Source organism: Bradyrhizobium sp. CCGB12, from assembly GCF_024199845.1.
GTDB lineage: Bacteria > Pseudomonadota > Alphaproteobacteria > Rhizobiales > Xanthobacteraceae > Bradyrhizobium.
On sequence record NZ_JANADO010000001.1, the window covers coordinates 7,017,345 to 7,036,461 of the forward strand.

At 62.0% G+C, this 19,117-nt stretch carries 14 protein-coding genes and 1 tRNA gene; 6 read left to right on the forward strand and 9 right to left on the reverse strand.

Going from position 1 to position 19,117, the window contains the following annotated elements:
• Window positions 1-5: 5 nt before the first annotated feature.
• The 4 genes from NLM27_RS32085 to NLM27_RS32100 all read right to left on the reverse strand — a co-directional run bounded on the left by NLM27_RS32085 (window position 6) and on the right by NLM27_RS32100 (window position 3,933).
• Window positions 6-1,127 (reverse strand): hypothetical protein, encoded by a 1,122-nt coding sequence (locus NLM27_RS32085; RefSeq protein WP_254147086.1) that lies wholly within the window; start codon window positions 1,125-1,127, stop codon window positions 6-8.
• Window positions 1,128-1,355: 228 nt separating this feature from the next.
• The gene (locus tag NLM27_RS32090; RefSeq protein WP_254147087.1) at window positions 1,356-2,387 is read right to left on the reverse strand and encodes a hypothetical protein; all 1,032 of its coding nucleotides are present in this window, start codon (window positions 2,385-2,387) and stop codon (window positions 1,356-1,358) included.
• Window positions 2,388-2,416: 29 nt separating this feature from the next.
• Window positions 2,417-3,397: a lysozyme inhibitor LprI family protein gene (locus NLM27_RS32095; protein ID WP_254148983.1), complete on the reverse strand. Its 981-nt coding sequence runs from the start codon at window positions 3,395-3,397 to the stop codon at window positions 2,417-2,419.
• Window positions 3,398-3,843: 446 nt separating this feature from the next.
• Window positions 3,844-3,933: transfer RNA gene (locus NLM27_RS32100), tRNA-Ser, on the reverse strand.
• 196 nt (window positions 3,934-4,129) lie between these two features.
• On the opposite strand from NLM27_RS32100, the gene NLM27_RS32105 reads away from it, so the two are divergent.
• Window positions 4,130-4,471: a hypothetical protein gene (locus NLM27_RS32105; protein WP_254148984.1), complete on the forward strand. Its 342-nt coding sequence runs from the start codon at window positions 4,130-4,132 to the stop codon at window positions 4,469-4,471.
• Between the two features lie 49 nt (window positions 4,472-4,520).
• Here the strand turns inward: NLM27_RS32105 and NLM27_RS32110 are convergent, their stop codons facing one another.
• The 3 genes from NLM27_RS32110 to NLM27_RS32120 form a co-directional block, all read right to left on the reverse strand.
• On the reverse strand, window positions 4,521-5,984 hold the full coding sequence (locus NLM27_RS32110) for a trehalose-6-phosphate synthase (RefSeq protein ID WP_254147088.1): 1,464 nt from the start codon (window positions 5,982-5,984) through the stop codon (window positions 4,521-4,523).
• 237 nt (window positions 5,985-6,221) lie between these two features.
• On the reverse strand, window positions 6,222-7,049 hold the full coding sequence (gene otsB / locus NLM27_RS32115) for a trehalose-phosphatase (protein WP_254147089.1): 828 nt from the start codon (window positions 7,047-7,049) through the stop codon (window positions 6,222-6,224).
• Window positions 7,050-7,052: 3 nt separating this feature from the next.
• The gene (locus NLM27_RS32120; RefSeq protein ID WP_254148985.1) at window positions 7,053-8,537 is read right to left on the reverse strand and encodes an MFS transporter; all 1,485 of its coding nucleotides are present in this window, start codon (window positions 8,535-8,537) and stop codon (window positions 7,053-7,055) included.
• Between the two features lie 183 nt (window positions 8,538-8,720).
• Here NLM27_RS32120 and NLM27_RS32125 point away from each other — a divergent pair, with 183 nt between their 5' ends.
• Window positions 8,721-9,092 (forward strand): DUF3175 domain-containing protein, encoded by a 372-nt coding sequence (locus NLM27_RS32125; protein ID WP_254147090.1) that lies wholly within the window; start codon window positions 8,721-8,723, stop codon window positions 9,090-9,092.
• 229 nt (window positions 9,093-9,321) lie between these two features.
• Here the strand turns inward: NLM27_RS32125 and NLM27_RS32130 are convergent, their stop codons facing one another.
• Both NLM27_RS32130 and NLM27_RS32135 read right to left on the reverse strand, forming a co-directional pair.
• The gene (locus tag NLM27_RS32130) at window positions 9,322-11,355 is read right to left on the reverse strand and encodes a methyl-accepting chemotaxis protein (RefSeq protein ID WP_254147091.1); all 2,034 of its coding nucleotides are present in this window, start codon (window positions 11,353-11,355) and stop codon (window positions 9,322-9,324) included.
• Window positions 11,356-11,684: 329 nt separating this feature from the next.
• The gene (locus tag NLM27_RS32135) at window positions 11,685-13,724 is read right to left on the reverse strand and encodes a methyl-accepting chemotaxis protein (protein WP_254147092.1); all 2,040 of its coding nucleotides are present in this window, start codon (window positions 13,722-13,724) and stop codon (window positions 11,685-11,687) included.
• A 337-nt stretch (window positions 13,725-14,061) separates the two neighbouring features.
• Between NLM27_RS32135 and NLM27_RS32140 the strand changes: the two genes are divergently transcribed.
• From NLM27_RS32140 to NLM27_RS32155, 4 genes are all read left to right on the forward strand, one after another.
• The gene (locus NLM27_RS32140; RefSeq protein ID WP_254147093.1) at window positions 14,062-14,547 is read left to right on the forward strand and encodes a (2Fe-2S)-binding protein; all 486 of its coding nucleotides are present in this window, start codon (window positions 14,062-14,064) and stop codon (window positions 14,545-14,547) included.
• An 84-nt stretch (window positions 14,548-14,631) separates the two neighbouring features.
• On the forward strand, window positions 14,632-16,974 hold the full coding sequence (locus NLM27_RS32145) for a xanthine dehydrogenase family protein molybdopterin-binding subunit (protein ID WP_254147094.1): 2,343 nt from the start codon (window positions 14,632-14,634) through the stop codon (window positions 16,972-16,974).
• A 15-nt stretch (window positions 16,975-16,989) separates the two neighbouring features.
• Complete coding sequence (locus NLM27_RS32150) at window positions 16,990-17,790, forward strand: xanthine dehydrogenase family protein subunit M (RefSeq protein ID WP_254147095.1); 801 nt, start codon at window positions 16,990-16,992, stop codon at window positions 17,788-17,790.
• A gap of 205 nt (window positions 17,791-17,995) precedes the next feature.
• Entirely contained in the window at window positions 17,996-19,105 is a 1,110-nt protein-coding gene (locus NLM27_RS32155) for a CaiB/BaiF CoA-transferase family protein (protein ID WP_254147096.1), read from the forward strand.
• The last annotated feature ends 12 nt before the right edge of the window (window positions 19,106-19,117 follow it).

The following is a 19,117-nucleotide window of genomic DNA, read 5'->3' on the forward strand; positions in this document are numbered from 1 at the left end:
CATGGTCATATGCCGCCAACACGCAAGCTGACACGGTGGCGGGTTCGCCTCGATGCCGGCCAACCGAGCGCACTCCGCAGCGAATGGCTTAAGTTATGCTTAGCCCACTCGTGGCCTTTCAATAGATCAAACAGATAGAGAATGTCGGAGATATCTTGAATATGAGATTCGAGCAGTTCAGGAGAAATGGAAACACGCCCTGTGTGAGTCAGCTTGTTCCGTGTTGTCGCGTTCGCCTCAACGCGTTTGAACAGAGGCCGCAATTTGTCCCAGTAGGTCAGCGGCGTCCCCTGCGCGGTATGTAGGTCCGGGATATAGGTCCTGAGCATCTTATGAATGGGCGGTGCCGGAAGTTCGGCGAGCAGCCAAGCAGTTTCAGGGCGGAGGTGCGCCACATAGGCTTTGGTGCCAACTTCTAACGCGGACGTGGCAACTAGAAATGAGCTGCGAGGAGAGTGTTCCGCAATATTCTTCGCCTCTCGCAGAAGTTCATGCGCCAGCGGTTCGTCCGCAGCTTGGTCTAACCAGAGCGTCTCTAGGTCGGCTTGGTCATCATGTTTCCACTCGATTCCGGCCGGGCTTGCGCCTTCGCTGTTTTGCACGCGAAGTCCGACATGCCGGTAAGCGTCTCCTTCAATTCTCCAGTAGAGGGAAGGTGAGCCTTCGAATAGAAAATGGGGCCCGTCGATGTTTTGTTGCCAGCGCAAGAGCCGAAGAAAACGTTCAACGGTTTGCAACAGCGACGCCTCGACGGTATCGCAGGCGCTCTGTACCTGTGGTGGATACATTTCAAACGGCACACCGAAACCCTTCGCGATGTTCCCATTGGCGTCAATTTGAGTCGCTCCATATTTCACATACGGAAGCGAAATCGGCATGTCCTCATAGGACTCGAACCTCCCAACCAGCAGCGACGAAACGAACCTGACCACGCTTGGCCGAACAAAAATGCTGAGATAGGCGCGGCAGACCAAAGGCCGAAATAGACCCTCAACGTCGAGTTTGATCTCGACCCGCGAAATAGGGTCCAGAAAATGCAAGCCCCCAGGAAGGGCCGGATTAAACCTTAGTCCCGCAGGCGCACCCATCAGGAGGAAATCCATTTTGACGTCGTCAATATCCGACATGGTAAGGCCGCCTTCTAGCTTTCGAGAAATAAGCATGAGCCATGCAAAACGGAATCGCAGGTTTCCTAATCGAGGATATTATAAACCTAGGCCGTCCAAACGGGCTTTACGAGGGACCAAACGCGCTTGGGCAGCGACCAGGCACGGTGGGGCGAGAACGGCGAACAGGCACCTTCAGCATAGATAGATCCACTGGAAATTGCGCCCTTTGTAGTGAGCCGCTGTACTTCAAGAGGGGCTCGCCGGGCCACCAGCCTGGGCAGGCGGAGGAAAAGTGTTCGCTTCAGTAAACCAAGCAAACTGAACGCCTGGCGTCTTGGTGTTTGGGGTAGGCTTGTAAGGACCAGAATCACGCGGTGACGTGATGAGTAACAGCCACTTGAGGTCAGCGCGCACAAACGCATTCAAAGTGTCGCAGATTGCGCTCGCGGGCACATCTCGAAAGACCTGACAGCGATTCGCGATACAGTTACCTTCGCCATAAAAGAAGAACAACTTTCGCGCCTTCGTAAAATAGAAGGCAACAAGATTGATACCTATGAAGCCAGGGGAGACTTGAGCAACTGCAAAGCTCGCGTTTTCATCTGTTGCTGTAAAGGCGATGGCGTCGGAAAGCTCCAAAACGTAGTCTGCCTGTTTCCCCGCGGGCCAATCGAACAGCATGTCTGAGTATGCTGAGAAGCGAAAACCGTTGTCGAAATTAGTCACAACGGCCACGAACCCTCCAGCAGTGGGGACCGATGGGTCGGCCACAACGTGTCGCATCGCTGAAAACAGGTCGCTAGCCGGCGAATTTGGCATGTCGTCGGCAAACAAGACCGCGTTGATCGCACGGCCTTGCTCGACCTTTGGCCTTTGCTTCAGCTCCCACCCTCGAAACGCATTGTAGGCCACTTGGTCACCAATCCATTGTGTCTTGGAAAAGCCCGTAACCCGCTTTCCATCCACCACCTTGATGAGCTTCGCCGGATTGGCGAATGCGATAAGGTATTCGTTGCCAGTTACTTGGCTTGAACGCTCGAAGAAGGCCACCACGTCCGCGAAACCCGCTCCTGATGGATATCGTTGAATAAAGTCACCGAAAGCGCGGCCAGCTGTTTCCGGAGAGTTCGAGAAAGAGACACATAAGTCTCCGGGCAACAGACAGGACTTGATCACGCCGTTCTGAAACGGAAGCGGCTGATCACCGGGACCAGTCAACAGAGTGTCAGCCGCGATAGATACGCGCCGTCCAACAACTCTAGCAACGACAAGCGTCAAGTCGCGCTCCTCCCTTTGGTGGCATAGGCCTATAAGGCGCGGCTAACCTTCTCCTGCTGGTCTAGCTCGCGAAGATAGCTTTCCAAACTTCGCAACCTGTCCATACTGAGGGTCGTTTCGAAACCCATGTATATTGCAGGACGACCACTACCAGTCGGCCCCCACACAACGGTCGTTTGGAAATCTGCCTCTCGATTTCGCCAAGCGCGCCAAGCGTGTTGAGCTCTGCGAAAGTGCGTTAGATACGTGGCATCCGATGCGAGGCGGGTCTCGATAGCCCGCTCCAACTCTTTGATTGCTTTATTGCTGTTTTGTAGGCGGTTACGCTGATTCAGATTGTTTTCGAGCGTTGATCGGGCATTTAGCTCAGGAATGAATTTCGAAAGAGTGGAAAGCACATGCCTCATGTACTCTATTGCACACTGAATAAAGAGCGCCAACTCCCGCTCGGAAACCAGAGCGTCGAGTTGATCATCGTAAGCCAAGTGTCGCGGCGAACCGTGGACCAACTCATTGCGCTTCTCGAAGAGGGTGTTTAGCTGCCGCTCAATCGTTCTTCGCGACGGCGCTCCGACGCGGAACGCATCACTCATCATGACTGCCCATGACTTCTGAGTACGCGCAAGTATGGACGGCTTCGCCTCTTTTGTGAGGTCGTTCAGTGTGTCTTCGATTTCGTCAAAGGATGAGAAGTTTCGGCTCATCGCAACGATATCGCCAATCGAGAAATGATTGACACGCGCCTGAACGATCAGGCCGTAGTTGATCTTAAGCTCTTTCAATAGCTTGGCGTTCGGATTTATTCTCCCTGCGGAGTAGTCGATCAAATGCTTCACCAGTGATCGAGCGAACCACTCCATGCAAGTCGCAACATTTACCAGGGCAAGTGGCCAAAGCTCGCCCTTGTCACGGTCTTGTATGATGAGCTTCAACTGCCGAAGTCGCATAATGCAGATTTGCGGCCCTTCATTCAGGTCGCCATAAGAAGCTTGCAGCTCGCCAAAATCCATCTTCGGCACGTCAGGTTTTCCCTTACCCAAATGTGAACAAGGCCCGTTTGCGCCCGCACATCAAGGCGCTCCACGATTTCGTTCGAATCGGTCGAGCGCTGATTACGATATTGAGCATCTCGACCTTAGGTGTGCAAAACGGAATCCCTGCGATTCTCAATTGTGCATTGTCTAAGACCTAAATGGTGGGCTGATTTCTTGACGATCTTGGCGGCCGAGCGAGAAACGAACTCTATATTTTACGGCGTTTGAAATTCCTGAACTTTCAATGGGTCTTGTCGTCCGTTACCTGTCCAGAAAGTACAGAGGTTTGGAGAAGGAAGGCTGATCGGAGAAGGCCCCAGGCGCAAAACTCATGGCTGAGTACGGTTCGCCTATCATTTGCACCCAAAATCAGCGCGAAAAAGAGCCTAGACTTGCGCGGAGAGGTTGTTCGAAAGAGGAGCTGGCGGAGAGAGTGGGATTCGAACCCACGGTACGGTTTCCCGCACACACGCTTTCCAAGCGTGCGCCTTAAGCCACTCGGCCATCTCTCCGGAGCGCCCTCTCTTGAAGGGGCGCCGATGATTTTGCAAGGGATCGCGGGAAAATCGGATGAATTTTCCGTAAGATATTGTATTTGAAAAGGAATATCTGACGCGGATCGACACTTGGGAACCGCCTGCGGACTGAACCGGTGGCGGGTTTGGCGCGACGATTCACCTGAGACCGCCCAACATGACCAGGGACGCCATGACCATCCACAAGACCATCGCCGCGCTTAGCCTGATTTCGGTCCTTGGCGCCGCCTTCACCGTGCCGGCCGCCGCCCAGGTCTGCACGCGGCAGGGCGTCGACGTCAGCTGCGACGACGGCCGGCGCGGGGTGCTTTCGGGCAATGCCATCATCTGGCCAGACGGCACGCGCTCGAGCTCTGGGCCGCATCCGAGCGTGATCATCGGCAACAAGAGCTCGGTGCATGTCGGGCCCGGCGTGTTCGTCGGCCAGGGCAAGGGCATGGTGCCGCTGGATGATCCCAACGCGCCGAACAAGCGGCAGTGCGCGATTTTGGATGGTGTGTCGTATTGTTATTGAGGGAACGACTTCACCTCTCCCCGTAAGAACGGGGCGAGGGAGAAGAGCGCTAGATCAACCGCACACCTGAGATTGCGGACTTCAGCCAGCGCAATGCCTGCGGCGGTTGCGCAGCGAGCGGGGCGACGGCGGCCTTCTCCGTCCGGCACTTTTCCAGCTCAGCCACGAAGTCCGCGGACCATTGCTGGATGGTGTGACCGCGCAGCTTCTTCATCATCGCGTCCCAGCGCATCTTGCGCTCGGTGAGCGGCATGGCGGCGGCGACCGCGATCGCGCGCGCCATGCCATCGACGTCGTGGGGATTGACGAGCAAGGCGGTATCGAGCTCGTTGGCGGCGCCCGCGAATTTCGACAGCACCAGCACGCCGGGATCAGCCGGGTTTTGCGCGGCGACATATTCCTTGGCAACGAGGTTCATGCCGTCATGCAGCGGCGTCACCACGCCGACCTGCGCTGTCCGATAGAGACCAGCGAGCACGGCCTGGCTGAAACCCTTGTTCAAATACCGGATCGGCGTCCAGTCGACCTCGCCGTGACGACCGTTGACGTCGGTGACGAGGCGCGCGACCTCATTCTGCAGATTGCCATAGGCTTCGATGCCGCCCCGCGAGGGGTTCGCGATCTGGAGCAGCGAGATACTGCGCGCGAACTGCGGCTGCTCGGTCCAGAGCCGGTCGAACGCGCTGATGCGGTTGACGAGGCCTTTCGAATAATCGAGGCGGTCGACGCCGATCGCGAGGCGTTCGCCGTTGAGGCTGCGCCGCAGCCGCGACACGTCGGGATGCGATGCCGATTTGGCGGCATAGGCTGCGAACTTCTCCGCGTCGATGCCGATCGGAAACACCTCGCAGCGGGTGCGGCCATGCTGAGAGATCGCAACGCCGTCCTCGATGGCGAGGCCGAGCTCGCCGCCGACATAAGCGAGGAAGTTCTGGCAATCCTCATTGGTCTGGAAGCCGAGCAGATCGTAGGCCAGCATCGCCGTGATCAGCTCGCGATGATTGGGCACGCCCTGCATCACCGCGGCCACGGGCCACGGCGTATGCAGAAAGAAGCCGATCGGATCGTCGACACCGAGAGCACGCAGTTCCGCGCCGAGCGCGAGGAAATGATAATCCTGCACCCAGAACGCTGTTTTTGTTTTTCGGAAGCGCATCAAGGCGCGCGCCATGAAGGCGTTGACCTCGCGATAGCTGACATAATCCTCGCGCGATACGCGGATCAGATCGCTGCGCGAATGCAGCGCCGGCCACAGCGCCGAGTTGGCAAAGCCTTCGTAATAGCCGCCGTAATGCGCCGCCGGCAGATCCAGCGTCGCAATCGCGCCCGAGCCCAGTGCTTCGATCTCGGCGAATGGTTCCTTCAGATGGCCGTCCCGCACACGACCCGAAGACCCCACCCAGATCGCGCCCGAATGTTCCACCACCGGCAGCAAGGCTGCCGCAAGTCCGCCCGTCATGGGTTCATTGGGCTTGCCGCGCGCGACTCGATTAGAAACGACGACTAAGTTCACAGGTCGTCCCCTCCTGTTTCATTCCACCCCGTTTAACTGCCGTTCATCAATATGGTTCCTGTCATCATTTCTTCGGATTGAAACCAAAATCGGGCGTACGCGTTGGAACTGGTTTCCCTTGAGGGAACCCGGCGATATCATTCAACAAAGACGGTTTCTGCCGCGCGGGATCGCGCAAGACGTGGCACGCACCAGCAACTGCTGCCAGCGACAATGTGGCCTTGACGTGTCGGTGCCTTATTCCAACCTTGTGTCGTCGAGCAGCCGCGCAAGGAACGCGCGCACGTCGCTTGGCGTATCGAAGTGGCCATTGACGCCGATGGCGCGGCGGCCGACCGAGAAGGCGAGCCCGTCCATGTCAGGCATGATCGCGAACACGGTTTCATCGGTGACGTCGTCACCGATGAAGATCGGACGACGTCCCCTGAACGGCTCGTGCTTCATCAGTTCGCGAACGCCGGTGGCCTTGGTGAAGCCGGAATGCTTGATCTCGCAGACGAACTTTCCGGGCAGCACCTCGATCGGCGCATTGGGCAGGTCGGCGCGGATCAGCGACACGGATTCGTAGATCGCCTTCTCAGCATGCGGCGCAAGGCGATAATGCAGCGCCAGCGAATAGCCCTTGTCCTCGAGCAGGATGCCGGGACTGAGCTTTGCGATCGCAGCCAGCCGTCGCTTCAGCTCCTTGTCCATCGGCGGCGCATGCACGTCGTCGGCTTCATTGCCCACCGACAGGCGCATTTCGGCACCGTGGCCGGCGACTGCGCGAAACACGTCGGGTGCGAAGATCAGGTCGATATCATTGAGCGAGCGTCCGCTAACCATCGCCAGCGCGCCCGAGGTGCGCTCGGTCAGCCGGTTCAGCGTCTCCGACAGTCCCGGCGGCACCCACACCTCGCGCGGCGTCGGCATCAAGTCGAGCAGCGTGCCGTCGATGTCGAGCAGGATTGCGATCTCGTTCAGATGCGGCACGAGCGCATGCGGCACCGGCACCGCGTCGGGCGCTTCGTCCTCAAGCATGGTGCGCTTCTCGTCCAAAGCCATTTCCGCTAGTTCCGATTTCATAGTCTACTCCATAAAGGCAAGCGGCCGCGCGATTTCTTCGAGCGATTTGCGCTCCGCCGAAACGGCGTAGCGCCACGCTACGATCGCAGCCGCGATCATCAGGAACGCCCCCAGCAGATAGCCGGCGAACACGCTGGTGCGTGATCCCGTGTCGATCAGCGCGCCAAACAGAGCCGGCCCGATCACGCCGCCGATACCCGTGCCGATCGCATAGAACACCGCGATCGCCAGCGCGCGAACCTCCAGGGGAAACGTCTCACTGACGGTGAGATAGGCCGCGCTCGCGGCCGGCGAGGCGAAGAAGAAGATCACCATCCAGGCGATGGTCTGCCCCTGCGCGCTCAGCGCGCCGATCGAGAACAGATAGCCTGATAGCGCGAGCAGCAGGCCCGAGACGCCATAGGTGAACGTGATCATGGTGCGGCGGCCGAGTGTATCGAACAGGCGGCCGAGCAGCAGCGGGCCGAGGAAGTTGCCGGCGGCGAAGGGCAGCAGGTACCAGCCGACGTTATCGGCGCTGATGCCGTAGAAATCGGTCAGCACCAGCGCGAAGGTGAAGAAGATGGCGTTGTAGAAGAACGCCTGCGCGCTCATCAGCACGAGGCCGACCAGCGCGCGCTGGCGATAGACCGAAAACAGCGTGTGGACGACCTCGGCGATCGGCGTATGATCGCGCATCCTCAAACGGATCTTCGTGAAGCGCCCGTCGCTCGTATCCTGGCCGTGTCCGATCACCGAGCGCTCGATGTCGTCGACGATGGCATGGGCCTCGTCGGGACGGCCATGGATCATCAGCCAGCGTGGACTTTCCGGAATCCACATCCGCATCAGGAGCACGACGAGGCCGAGTGTTGCGCCGATCAGATAGGCGAGACGCCAGCCGAGATCGGGACCGATCACGGCAGGATCGAGCAGCACGATCGCCGCCACCGCACCCATCGCGGCGCCGATCCAGAAGCTGCCGTTGATGACGAGATCGGTCCAGCCGCGATAGCGCGCCGGCACCAGTTCCTGGATGGTCGAATTGATCGCGGTATATTCGCCGCCGATGCCGGCGCCGGTGAGGAAGCGAAACAGCGCGTAGCTCGCGACATCCCATGACAGAGCCGTCGCGGCCGTTGCCGACAGATAGAGCGCAAGCGTGATGAAGAACAGTTTCTTGCGGCCGATGCGGTCGGTGAGCCAACCGAAGCCGAGCGCACCCAGCACCGCGCCGGCGAGATAGGCGGAATTGGCAATGCCGAGGTCGAGATTGGAGAAATGCAGCGACGCGCTGTGCTTCAACGCACCCGAGAGCGCGCCGGCAAGCGTCACCTCTAATCCGTCGAGGATCCAGGTGATGCCGAGCGCGAGCACGACGCGCGTATGGAAGCCGCTCCACGGCAATGCGTCGAGGCGCGAGGGAATGCTGGTCTCGACGATGCGATCGGTCGCCGTCGCCGCGATCGCAGGGCCATAGTTCAGCGCTGGGCTTTGCTGCAATTCCATCGCGTTGTTGCGTCGGGCCAATGGAAGCGGCCCCGGTTCACATGACGTGGACGGGGTCGAATCCGATCATGGGAGTGCGGCATTCCGCCTGCCACCTGCGACAACGTTTGCAATGTGGCCCGGTTCCCCCGGGAACAGCCTCCCAGAACATCCGTTTCCGATGGAGCCGCAAGGAGTTGACGCATGGCTCAGGTCAGAAAGACGACACATTCTCGGAAGACAGGCGCGCGCAAGACCAACGCAAGGCGCACCACGACGGCGCGCAAGAGCACCAAGCGCGGCGCGCCAAAGCGCTGGTCGCAACGGGTGACGAAGCAGAGCGACGCGCTCGACCTCAAGCAGGGCGTGTTCAAGCTGACCAGCGCGAAGAAGATCGCGGCTTCGCTGAAGCGCTCGGCCGAGCACAGCTCGCGTCGCAAGACCGGCGCCTATCGCTCGGCGCTGTCGATGCTGACCTTCTACATCAACCGCGCCGGCAAGACGCTGCCCAAGACGCAGCGCACGCGGCTGGAGCGCGCGAAGGTGGAGCTGAAGCGGGCGTTCGGGAAGGGGTGAGGCGGACCGCGCCTTTTACTCCACCGTCGTCCTGGACAAGCGAGCGAAGCAAGCGCTGATCCAGGACCCATAACCACCGGCAGTGGTTTGGCGGAGACTGGAAGTTACCAGTCCGCCCTACAACCACGTCCTGTGGTTATGGATCCCGGATCTGCGCGCGCTTGAGGCGCGCTTGTCCGGGACGACGGCGGAGGATGAGGTGGCAGCGTCAGCTTCAGACGCAGCGAACTTACGCCGCCTTGATATTCGCCATGAAGCGGTCGAGCTCGGCACGCAGGCGGGTGCTTTCGCTCGACAGCGTCTTGGCCGAGTGCAGCACCTCCTCCGAGGCCGAGCCGGTCTCGGCGGCGCCGCGGTTGACCTCGCCGATATCGGTGGCCGCGGTCTGGGTGCCATGGGCGACGGTCTGGACGCTGCGGGCGATCTCCTGCGTCGCCGCACCCTGCTGCTCGACCGCGCTCGCGATCGAGGTCGAGATCGACGATATCTGGCCGATGGTCGCGCCGATCTCCTTGATCGCGGCGACCGATTCGGCCGTGGCGCCCTGCATGCCGGTGATGTGCGAGGAGATTTCATCCGTCGCCTTCGCCGTCTGGCTCGCCAGCGACTTCACCTCGCTCGCAACCACCGCAAAGCCGCGGCCGGCTTCACCGGCGCGCGCCGCCTCGATGGTGGCGTTGAGCGCCAGCAGGTTGGTCTGCTCGGCAATCGCCGTGATCAGCTTGACCACTTCGCCGATCTGCTGTGCCGCATGCGACAGTTTTCCGATGCGGCCGTCGGTCTGCTTGGCCTGCACCACGGCGGCTTCGGCAATGCGGCTGGAATCGCGGACCTGGCGGCCGATCTCCTCGACCGAGGCCGAGAGCTCCTCGGTCGCGGTCGCGACCGACTGCATGTTGGAGGAGGCCTGCTCGGAGACGCCAGCGACCTGGCTCGACAGGCTCTGCGTGGTCTCGGCGGTGCGGGTCAGCGTGGAGGCCGCCGATTCCAGCTGCACGGCGGAGGCCGAGACGTTGGAGACGATGGCGCCGACCGCGCTCTCGAAATCGTCGGCGAAGCGGATCAGCTCGGCGCGGCGGCTTGCGGCCTGCTCCCGGTTCTGGACTTCGCTAGCGGCGGCATCGCGCTCGGCCTTGGCCACCGCCTGAACCTTGAACTCCTCGACCGCGCCGGCCATCTCGCCGATCTCGTCCTTGCGGCCAAGACCCGGCAGCACCACGTCGAAATTGCCCGAAGCCAGCTCCCGCATCGCCTTGCACATCGCGATCATCGGACGCGAGATGCCGTTGCCGAGCATCCAGGCCAGCACGGCACCGATGGCAAGGCCACCCAGCGCCAGCATCAGCATCAGCCGCTCGGTCTCCACGATGGTGCCATTGGCGCTGGCCTCGATCCGCTGCTGGTCGGCGGTCAGGCCCGAGCGCAGCTCGTCCGAAAGCTTGAGGATGGACGCAGCCGTCTTGGTCATCTCGCCGTTCGATTTGACGATGACCTTCACGTTTTCGGTCAGCTTTGCGAAGGACGTGCGGTACTGCTTCAGCAGGTTGCCGATCTCGGTGACGCGGTCGGTGATCTTCTGGTCGTTGGCGTAGATCGAGACCAGCAAGGTCTCCAGGAACTTGATGCGGGCGATCACGCCGTCGGCGGTCTTCGGCTCCGGCTTGGCAACGAAGGCGCTGACCGAGGTGGAGACCGCCAGATATTGCGAAGTGATGTCCTTGGCCGTGGTCTGGACCGATGCGAGACCGGCCAGCGCAGCCGTGTCTGCGAGATCGTCGAACTTGAAACGGATCTTGTTGCCGACGCTGTTGAGCTCATCGGCCGCGATCTTGTTGTTCTCACGCGTCAGGGTGATGATCTCACTGAACACCTTCGTGAAGCGCTGGAACTCGGCCTCGAGCTTGCCGACCTGCTCCCGGCGAGCAGCACCAGTCGTGGCGGACATCGACTTGCCGATCGCGCTCCTCAGATTTTCTTCGGCGGCCTTGGCCGCGATCTCGTCGTCCGCCGCGCCCGTCAATGTATAGGCTCGCGTCAGCCCCTGATAGGCAATCAGGTCGCGATCGACCGTCCGTGCGAGATCGGCTTCCGACACGCTGGTCCGATAGGAGGCAACGGCGCCTGCGATCCGCTCGAAGCCGAAATAGGCGAAAGCCATGCTAACGGCGAGGATGGCAAGCACCGCCACGAAGCCGAGGATGATTTTGGCGCGAAAGCGCAAAATGAGCAGATTCGATTTGTTCGGCTTGGATTTGACGGACATTCCCCACCCCATTCCATTCGCGGAAAACCAGGCGCAGCCCGGGAGCAGCCCGCTCCCCGACTCTCCAGCACGTTAGGGGGCAAAGGATAAGCTGTGGTAAATTTGTGGCACCGCAACTGGCAGCGGGGTGATGCGGGAATGGTGAGGGCATCCCTCACTTGTCATCCCGGACAAGCGCAGCGCCGATCCGGGATCCATAGCCACAGGGAGTGGTTTGGCGAAGACTTGCAGTTGCCAGCATCGCGTCCCACGACGCCTTGTGGTTATAGGTCCCGGCCTTCGCCGGGACGACAACGAGTGTGAGGCGATAGCGTCGGCCTTATGCCGCCCTACGCCGCCCTGATATTCGCCATGAAGCGGTCGAGCTCGGCACGCAGGCGGGTGCTTTCGCTCGACAGCGTCTTGGCCGAGTGCAGCACCTCCTCCGAGGCCGAGCCGGTCTCGGCGGCGCCGCGGTTGACCTCGCCGATATCGGTGGCCGCGGTCTGGGTGCCATGGGCGACGGTCTGGACGCTGCGGGCGATCTCCTGCGTCGCCGCACCCTGCTGCTCGACCGCGCTCGCGATCGAGGTCGAGATCGACGATATCTGGCCGATGGTCGCGCCGATCTCCTTGATCGCGGCGACCGATTCGGCCGTGGCGCCCTGCATGCCGGTGATGTGCGAGGAGATTTCATCCGTCGCCTTCGCCGTCTGGCTCGCCAGCGACTTCACCTCGCTCGCAACCACCGCAAAGCCGCGGCCGGCTTCACCGGCGCGCGCCGCCTCGATGGTGGCGTTGAGCGCCAGAAGGTTGGTCTGCTCGGCAATCGCCGTGATCAGCTTGACCACTTCGCCGATCTGCTGTGCCGCGTGCGACAGTTTTCCGATGCGGCCGTCGGTCTGCTTGGCCTGCACCACGGCGGCTTCGGCAATGCGGCTGGAATCGCGGACCTGGCGGCCGATCTCCTCGACCGAAGCCGAGAGCTCCTCGGTCGCGGTCGCGACCGACTGCATGTTGGAGGAGGCTTGCTCGGAGACCCCGGCGACCTGGCTCGACAGGCTCTGCGTGGTCTCGGCGGTGCGGGTCAGCGTGGAGGCCGCCGATTCCAGCTGCACGGCGGAGGCCGAGACGTTCGAGACGATGGCGCCGACCGCGCTCTCGAAATCGTCGGCGAAGCGGATCAGCTCGGCGCGGCGGCCTGCGGCCTGCTCCCTGTTCTGGACTTCGCTGGCGGCGGCATCGCGCTCGGCCTTGGCCACCGCCTGAACCTTGAACTCCTCGACCGCGCCGGCCATCTCGCCGATCTCGTCCTTGCGGCCAAGACCCGGCAGCACCACGTCGAAATTGCCCGAAGCCAGCTCCCGCATCGCCTTGCACATCGCGATCATCGGACGCGACATGCCGGTCCCGAGCAGGAAGGCGAGGACCGCCCCGAGCAGCGTGCCGCCGATGGCGAGCATCAGCACCAGTTGCTCGGTCTGCCCGATGGTCGCCTCCGACTCCGCTTCCAGCCGCTGCTGTTCGGCGACGAGGTCCGCCTTCATGGCGGTGGCGCCCTGAAGGATCGCACTGGCCGAACCGCTCATTTCGGTCAGGAGGTCATCGACCATCTTGGCGTTGGCGATCAGCTTCTCCAGCGCGTCCCGATAGGCCCCAAGCAGCGCTTTGGCGTCATTCAGCCCGGCGACGATCTTGTCGTCCATGGAATAGACCGCACCGAGCGAGTTCTCGACGAATTTCAGCCGCGCCAGCGCGCTGCTGGCTACCGCCTGGTCGGAGTTGAGGATGAAACTGCCCGCGGCGGAGCTTGCAGTCTGGAACTGGGCATTGACCTGCTTGGTGCCGAACTCGATTGACTGCGCTTCCGCATCCGAGGCGTTGTTACCTATGTCGTCCAGCTTGTATTTCAGGAGATTGGCGTTGCGCTGGAGCTGGTTCTGGACCAGCAGCGCACTATCGCGCTTGGCTTGCAGGATCTTGGCAAAGGTCGCGGAGAAGTTGGAAAACTCCTTGGCGAGCTTGTTGAGGGCCTCCTGGCGCGCCGGCCTCTTGGCGCTCTTGATGGCCTGATCGATCGCGCTCTTCAGGCCAGCTTCTGCCTCCAGCGCCGCTTTGGCGTCGTCCTCCTTGCCGGTCACGACGAAGTAGCGGGCGGCGGAACGATAGCCGAGCAGTTCGCGGTCGATGTTGCGGGCAAGATCGGCCTCGGAAACGCTGCTGCGGTAGGATCCGACCCCGGACGAGACCCGCTCAAAGCCGAAATAGGAGAAGGCCATGCTGCCGGCGGAGATCACCAGCACCGCAGCGAAGCCCAGAATGATCTTGGTACGGAACCTGAGGGTGGGAAACAGTGTACGCTTAGACGGCGACGCGATACGCCCGGACATTCCAACCCCCATTTTCATTCAGCCCGATCTGGAGGCGCCCCGCCCCCGATCTGGATGCGCAAAACTAGGGCAGAATCGATAAGGGGCGGTAAATTTGGCATGCCTGCATCATTTTCAGGCTTCCTCGGCCAAAGGCCGATCGGGTCGACAGACGACTGGCATCCCACGCCAGTCCGACCGCATGCAGTCCGCAGGGCCGCGCGCCGCGCAAATCAAGGCGGTGCCATCTGGATCAATGACTTTTCCATGACGCCGGCGACCAAAATCCCAGTTGCAAAGTTCCGGGTCGCTGGTCTCTAATTAGAAACAATCAAAATCATGCCGGGAGGACTACACCGTGTCTACAGTCAAACTGACAGTGAACGGCAAGGCCGTTGCTGTCGACGTCGAGGATCGCACGCTGCTGGTCCACGTCTTGCGCGATCACCTCAACCTCACCGGGACCCATGTCGGCTGCGACACCAGCCAATGCGGCGCCTGCGTCGTGCACATGGACGGTCGTGCCGTGAAATCCTGCACCATGCTGGCGGGACAGGCGGATGGCGCGAGCGTCACCACGATCGAAGGCATCGCCAAGGGCGACGAACTGCACCCGATGCAGGCCGCTTTCCGCGACAATCACGGCCTGCAATGCGGCTATTGCACGCCGGGCATGATCATGTCGGCGATCGACATCGTGCAGCGCCATGGTGGCCAGCTCGACGAGGCCACCGTCCGCCACGAGCTCGAAGGCAATATCTGCCGCTGCACCGGCTACCACAACATCGTCAAGGCCGTGCTGGATGCGGCCGGTCGCATGAAGGTTGCGCAGGCGGCCGAGTAAGGCGACCGCTCGCAAACAAGAAAACCACCGCCGCTTTCGATGGAAAGCGCGGACCAACAAAATTTCCGGTCGGGAGGACCAGTCATGGGTGTTGAAGGTATCGGCGCACGGGTCGTGCGCAAGGAAGACAAGCGTTTCATTACCGGCAAGGGTCGCTACGTCGACGACATCAAGCTGACGGGCATGACCCATGCCCATTTCATCAGAAGCCCGCATGCACACGCCAAGGTGAAGAAGATCGACTCGTCCGCCGCGCTGAAAATGCCCGGCGTGGTCGCGGTGCTCACGGGACAACAGCTCGTCGACGACAAGGTCGGCAACCTGATCTGCGGCTGGGCCATCACCTCCAAGGACGGCAGCCCGATGAAGATGGGCGCATGGCCAGCGATGGCGCCGGATACGGTGCGTTTTGTCGGACAGGCCGTCGCGGTCGTGATCGCCGACAGCAAGAATCTCGCACGTGACGCGGCCGAGGCCGTGGTTGTGGATTATGAAGAGTTGCCGGCGGTTGCCGACATGCACGCTGCGATCAAGGCCGGCGCACCGCAACTTCATCCCGAAGCCCCCGGTAACCTGGTCTATGACTGGGTGATCGGAGACGAGGGCGCCACCGATGCCGCCTTCGCCAAGGCCGCCAATGTGGTCAAGCTCGACGTCACCAACAACCGCCTCGCCCCGAACGCGATGGAGCCGCGTGCGGCGATCGCCGACTACGATGCGGCAGAAGAACACTTCACTCTATATACGACCTCGCAGAACCCGCACGTCGCTCGCCTCGTGCTGTCGGCGTTCTACAACATCGCCCCCGAGCACAAGCTGCGCGTGATCGCCCCCGACGTCGGCGGCGGCTTCGGCTCCAAGATCTTCATCTATCCCGAGGAGATGGTGGCGCTGTGGGCCTCGAAGAAGGTCGGCCGTCCCGTGAAATGGACCGGCGACCGCACCGAGGCGTTCCTCACCGATGCCCATGGCCGCGACCATGTGACCCACGCGGAGATGGCGTTCGACGCCAACAACAAGATCACCGGCTTCAGGGTGAAGACCTACGCCAATTTCGGCGCCTACATGTCGCTGTTCTCGTCGTCGGTGCCGACCTATCTCTACGCGACGCTGCTGTCGGGCCAGTACAACATCCCGGCGATCCATGCCGAGGTGATCGGCGTCTACACCAACACCACGCCGGTGGACGCCTATCGCGGCGCGGGCCGCCCGGAGGCGAGCTACCTGGTCGAACGTCTGATGGAGACGGCGGCGCGGCAGCTGAAGGTCGATCCGGCGCAGCTGCGCCGGACCAACTTCATCACCCAGTTCCCGCACCAGACGCCCGTGATCATGGCCTATGACACCGGCGACTTTAACGCCTCGCTCGATGCCGCCATGAAGGCGATCGATTATGCCGGCTTCGCCGCGCGCAAGGCACAAGCCAAGTCACAAGGCAAGCTGCGCGGCATCGGCGTGTCCTGCTACATTGAGGCCTGCGGCATCGCACCGTCGAAGGCCGTCGGCAGCCTGGGCGCCGGCGTCGGCCTGTGGGAATCCGCCGAGGTGCGCGTCAACCCGGTGGGCACCATCGAGATCCTGACGGGATCGCACAGCCACGGTCAGGGCCACGAGACTACGTTCTGTCAGCTCGTCGCGGATCGCCTGGGCGTTCCGATCAGCCAGGTCTCGATCGTCCATGGCGACACCGACAAGGTGCAGTTCGGCATGGGCACCTATGGCTCGCGCTCGGCGGCCGTCGGCCTCACCGCGATCCTGAAGGCCATGGAGAAGATGGAATCCAAGGCCAAGAAGATCGCCGCGCATGCGCTGGAGGCGTCGGAGGCCGACATCGTCATCGAGAGCGGCGAGTTCAAGGTGACAGGCACCGACAAGGCGATCGCCTTCCCGATGGTCGCGCTCGCCGCCTACACGGCGCACAATCTGCCTGACGGGATGGAGCCGGGCCTGAAGGAAAGCGCCTTCTATGATCCCTCCAACTTCACGTTCCCGGCGGGCGCCTATATCTGCGAGCTCGAGGTCGATCCGGGCACCGGCAAGACCTCCTTCGTCAACTTCGTCGCGGCCGACGATTTCGGCCGGCTGATCAACCCGATGATCGTCGAGGGCCAGGTCCATGGCGGCCTTGCCCAGGGCATCGGGCAGGCGCTGCTCGAGCACGCGATCTACGACGCCAATGGCCAACCCGTCACGGCCTCGTTCATGGATTACTCCATGCCGCGCGCCGACGACCTGCCCTCGTTCAACCTCTCACACACCACGACGCTGTGCCCGGGCAATCCCTTGGGCATCAAGGGGTGCGGCGAGGCCGGCGCGATCGGGGCGTCAGCGGCCGTGATCAACGCGATCACGGATGCGATCGGCAAGAACAATTTGGAAATGCCCGCAACCCCTGACAGGGTGTGGCGCACGATCCACGCGGCTTAAGAGGGAGCAACCAAGATGTACCAAACCACCTATCATCGCGCTTCCTCGGTCGACGAAGCCGTCAGCCTGTTCGGCAAGAGCAGCGAAGCGAAGTTCCTCGCCGGCGGCCAGACGCTGCTGCCGGTGATGAAGCAGCGTCTCGCAAGCCCCTCCGACGTGATCGATCTCGGCAGGATCAAGGAGCTGCAGGGCGTCGAACTGTCAGGCGATACGCTGACCATCAAGGCCGCCACGACCTATTACGACATCATGCAGAATGCCGATGTGAAGAAGGCAATCCCCGCGATTGCCTATCTCACCTCGGTGCTCGGCGATCCCGCGGTGCGCTATCGCGGCACGATCGGCGGCTCGATCGCCAACAACGATCCCGCGGCGGACTTCCCCGCCGCGCTGCTCGCGCTCGGCGCCACCGTGAAGACCAACAAGCGGTCGATCGCGGCGCAGGACTTCTTCCAGGGCCTGTTCGCGACAGCCCTTGAAGACGGCGAGATCATCACCGCCGTATCGTTCCCGGTGCCGGCGAAAGCAGGCTACGAAAAGATGCGGCACCCGGCTTCGCGTTTCGCGCTGACCGGCGTGTTCGTCGCCCAGACCAAATCGGGCGAGGTTCGGGTGGCCGCCACAGGCGCTTCGGAGAGCGGCGTGATGCGGGTGCCCGCGATCGAAGCCGCGCTGAAGGCAAACTGGTCGCCGTCGGCACTCGACAATGTCAGCATTTCGGCGAACGGATTGCTGGCCGACATTCACGGCACGGCGGAGTACCGCGCCAACCTCGTCAAGGTGATGGCGCAGCGCGCGGTGACCGCTGCGGGCTGAGATCGGTCTCTAGCGCCTCAACACAAATCTTCCGCGGCGCGCAGAAATGCGCGCCGCTTTTATTATGCGCCTATGCATGAAAAGCGCTTGCCTCACTGGCGTGAAGGCGGGAAAAGTTAATCAGCCAATTAACTCGCCCCACAGAGGAACATCCGAGGCAATTGCCGAACCAACGGCACCCGCCTGCGGCCCGAGGAAACACAACGTGCTCGATAAACCCGCCCAAAACTCTGCCGTCCGCGCCTCCGGCCCGCTCTCGGGCTTCCGCGTCGTCGAATTCGCCGGCATAGGTCCGGGACCGTTCGCCTGCATGATGCTGGCCGACATGGGCGCCGACGTCGTCACGCTCGACCGCGTCGGTGCGAAGAAGAGCATGAAGTCAGTGGCGGGTCGCGGCCGCAAGGTGATCGAGCTCGACCTCAAGGACAAGGCAGCGATCGCAGAAGTGCTCGACCTCTTGGCCAGCGCGGACGCGCTGGTCGAAGGCTTCCGTCCCGGCGTGATGGAGCGGCTCGGACTCGGACCTGACGTGGTGCTCGCGCGCAACCCGAAGCTGGTCTATGGTCGCATGACCGGCTGGGGCCAGGAAGGCCCGCTCGCGAACGCCGCCGGCCACGACATCAACTACATCTCAATCACCGGCGCCCTCGCCGCGATTGGCCCCAAGGAAGCGCCGGTGCCGCCGCTCAATCTGGTCGGCGATTTCGGCGGCGGTGCGCTCTATCTCGTTGTCGGCGTGCTGGCCGCGCTGCTGGAGGCGCAGAGATCCGGCAACGGCCAGCTCGTCGACGCCGCGATGTGCGACGGCGCGGCATCGCTGATGTCTTTCTTCTTCGACATGACCACGCTGGGCCGCTGGGCCGAGGGGCGCGATCAGAATTTCCTCGATGGCGGCGCGCACTTCTACGGCGTCTATGAATGCGCCTGCGGCCATTTCGTCTCGATCGGCTCGATCGAGCCGCAGTTCTATGCGCTGCTGCGCGAGCACGCGGGCTTGACTGACGCAGATTTCGACGCGCAGATGAACCCCAAGGCCTGGCCAGCGCTGAAGCAGAAACTGAAAGCCGTGTTCAAGAGCAAGACGCGCGAGGACTGGTGCAAGATCATGGAAGGCACCGACATCTGCTTCGCGCCGGTGCTGACCATGTCGGAGGCGACCCAGCATCCGCACATGGTCGCCCGCAACGTCTTCCTCGAGCGCCACGGCGTGAAGCAACCGGCCCCGGCGCCGCGGTTCTCACGCACACCATCGGCGGTGCGCGAGCCGGAAGGGGCGGAGATCGCCGCGGTGACGAAGGCGTGGGCGGGGCGTTAGACTCTCTGCTTT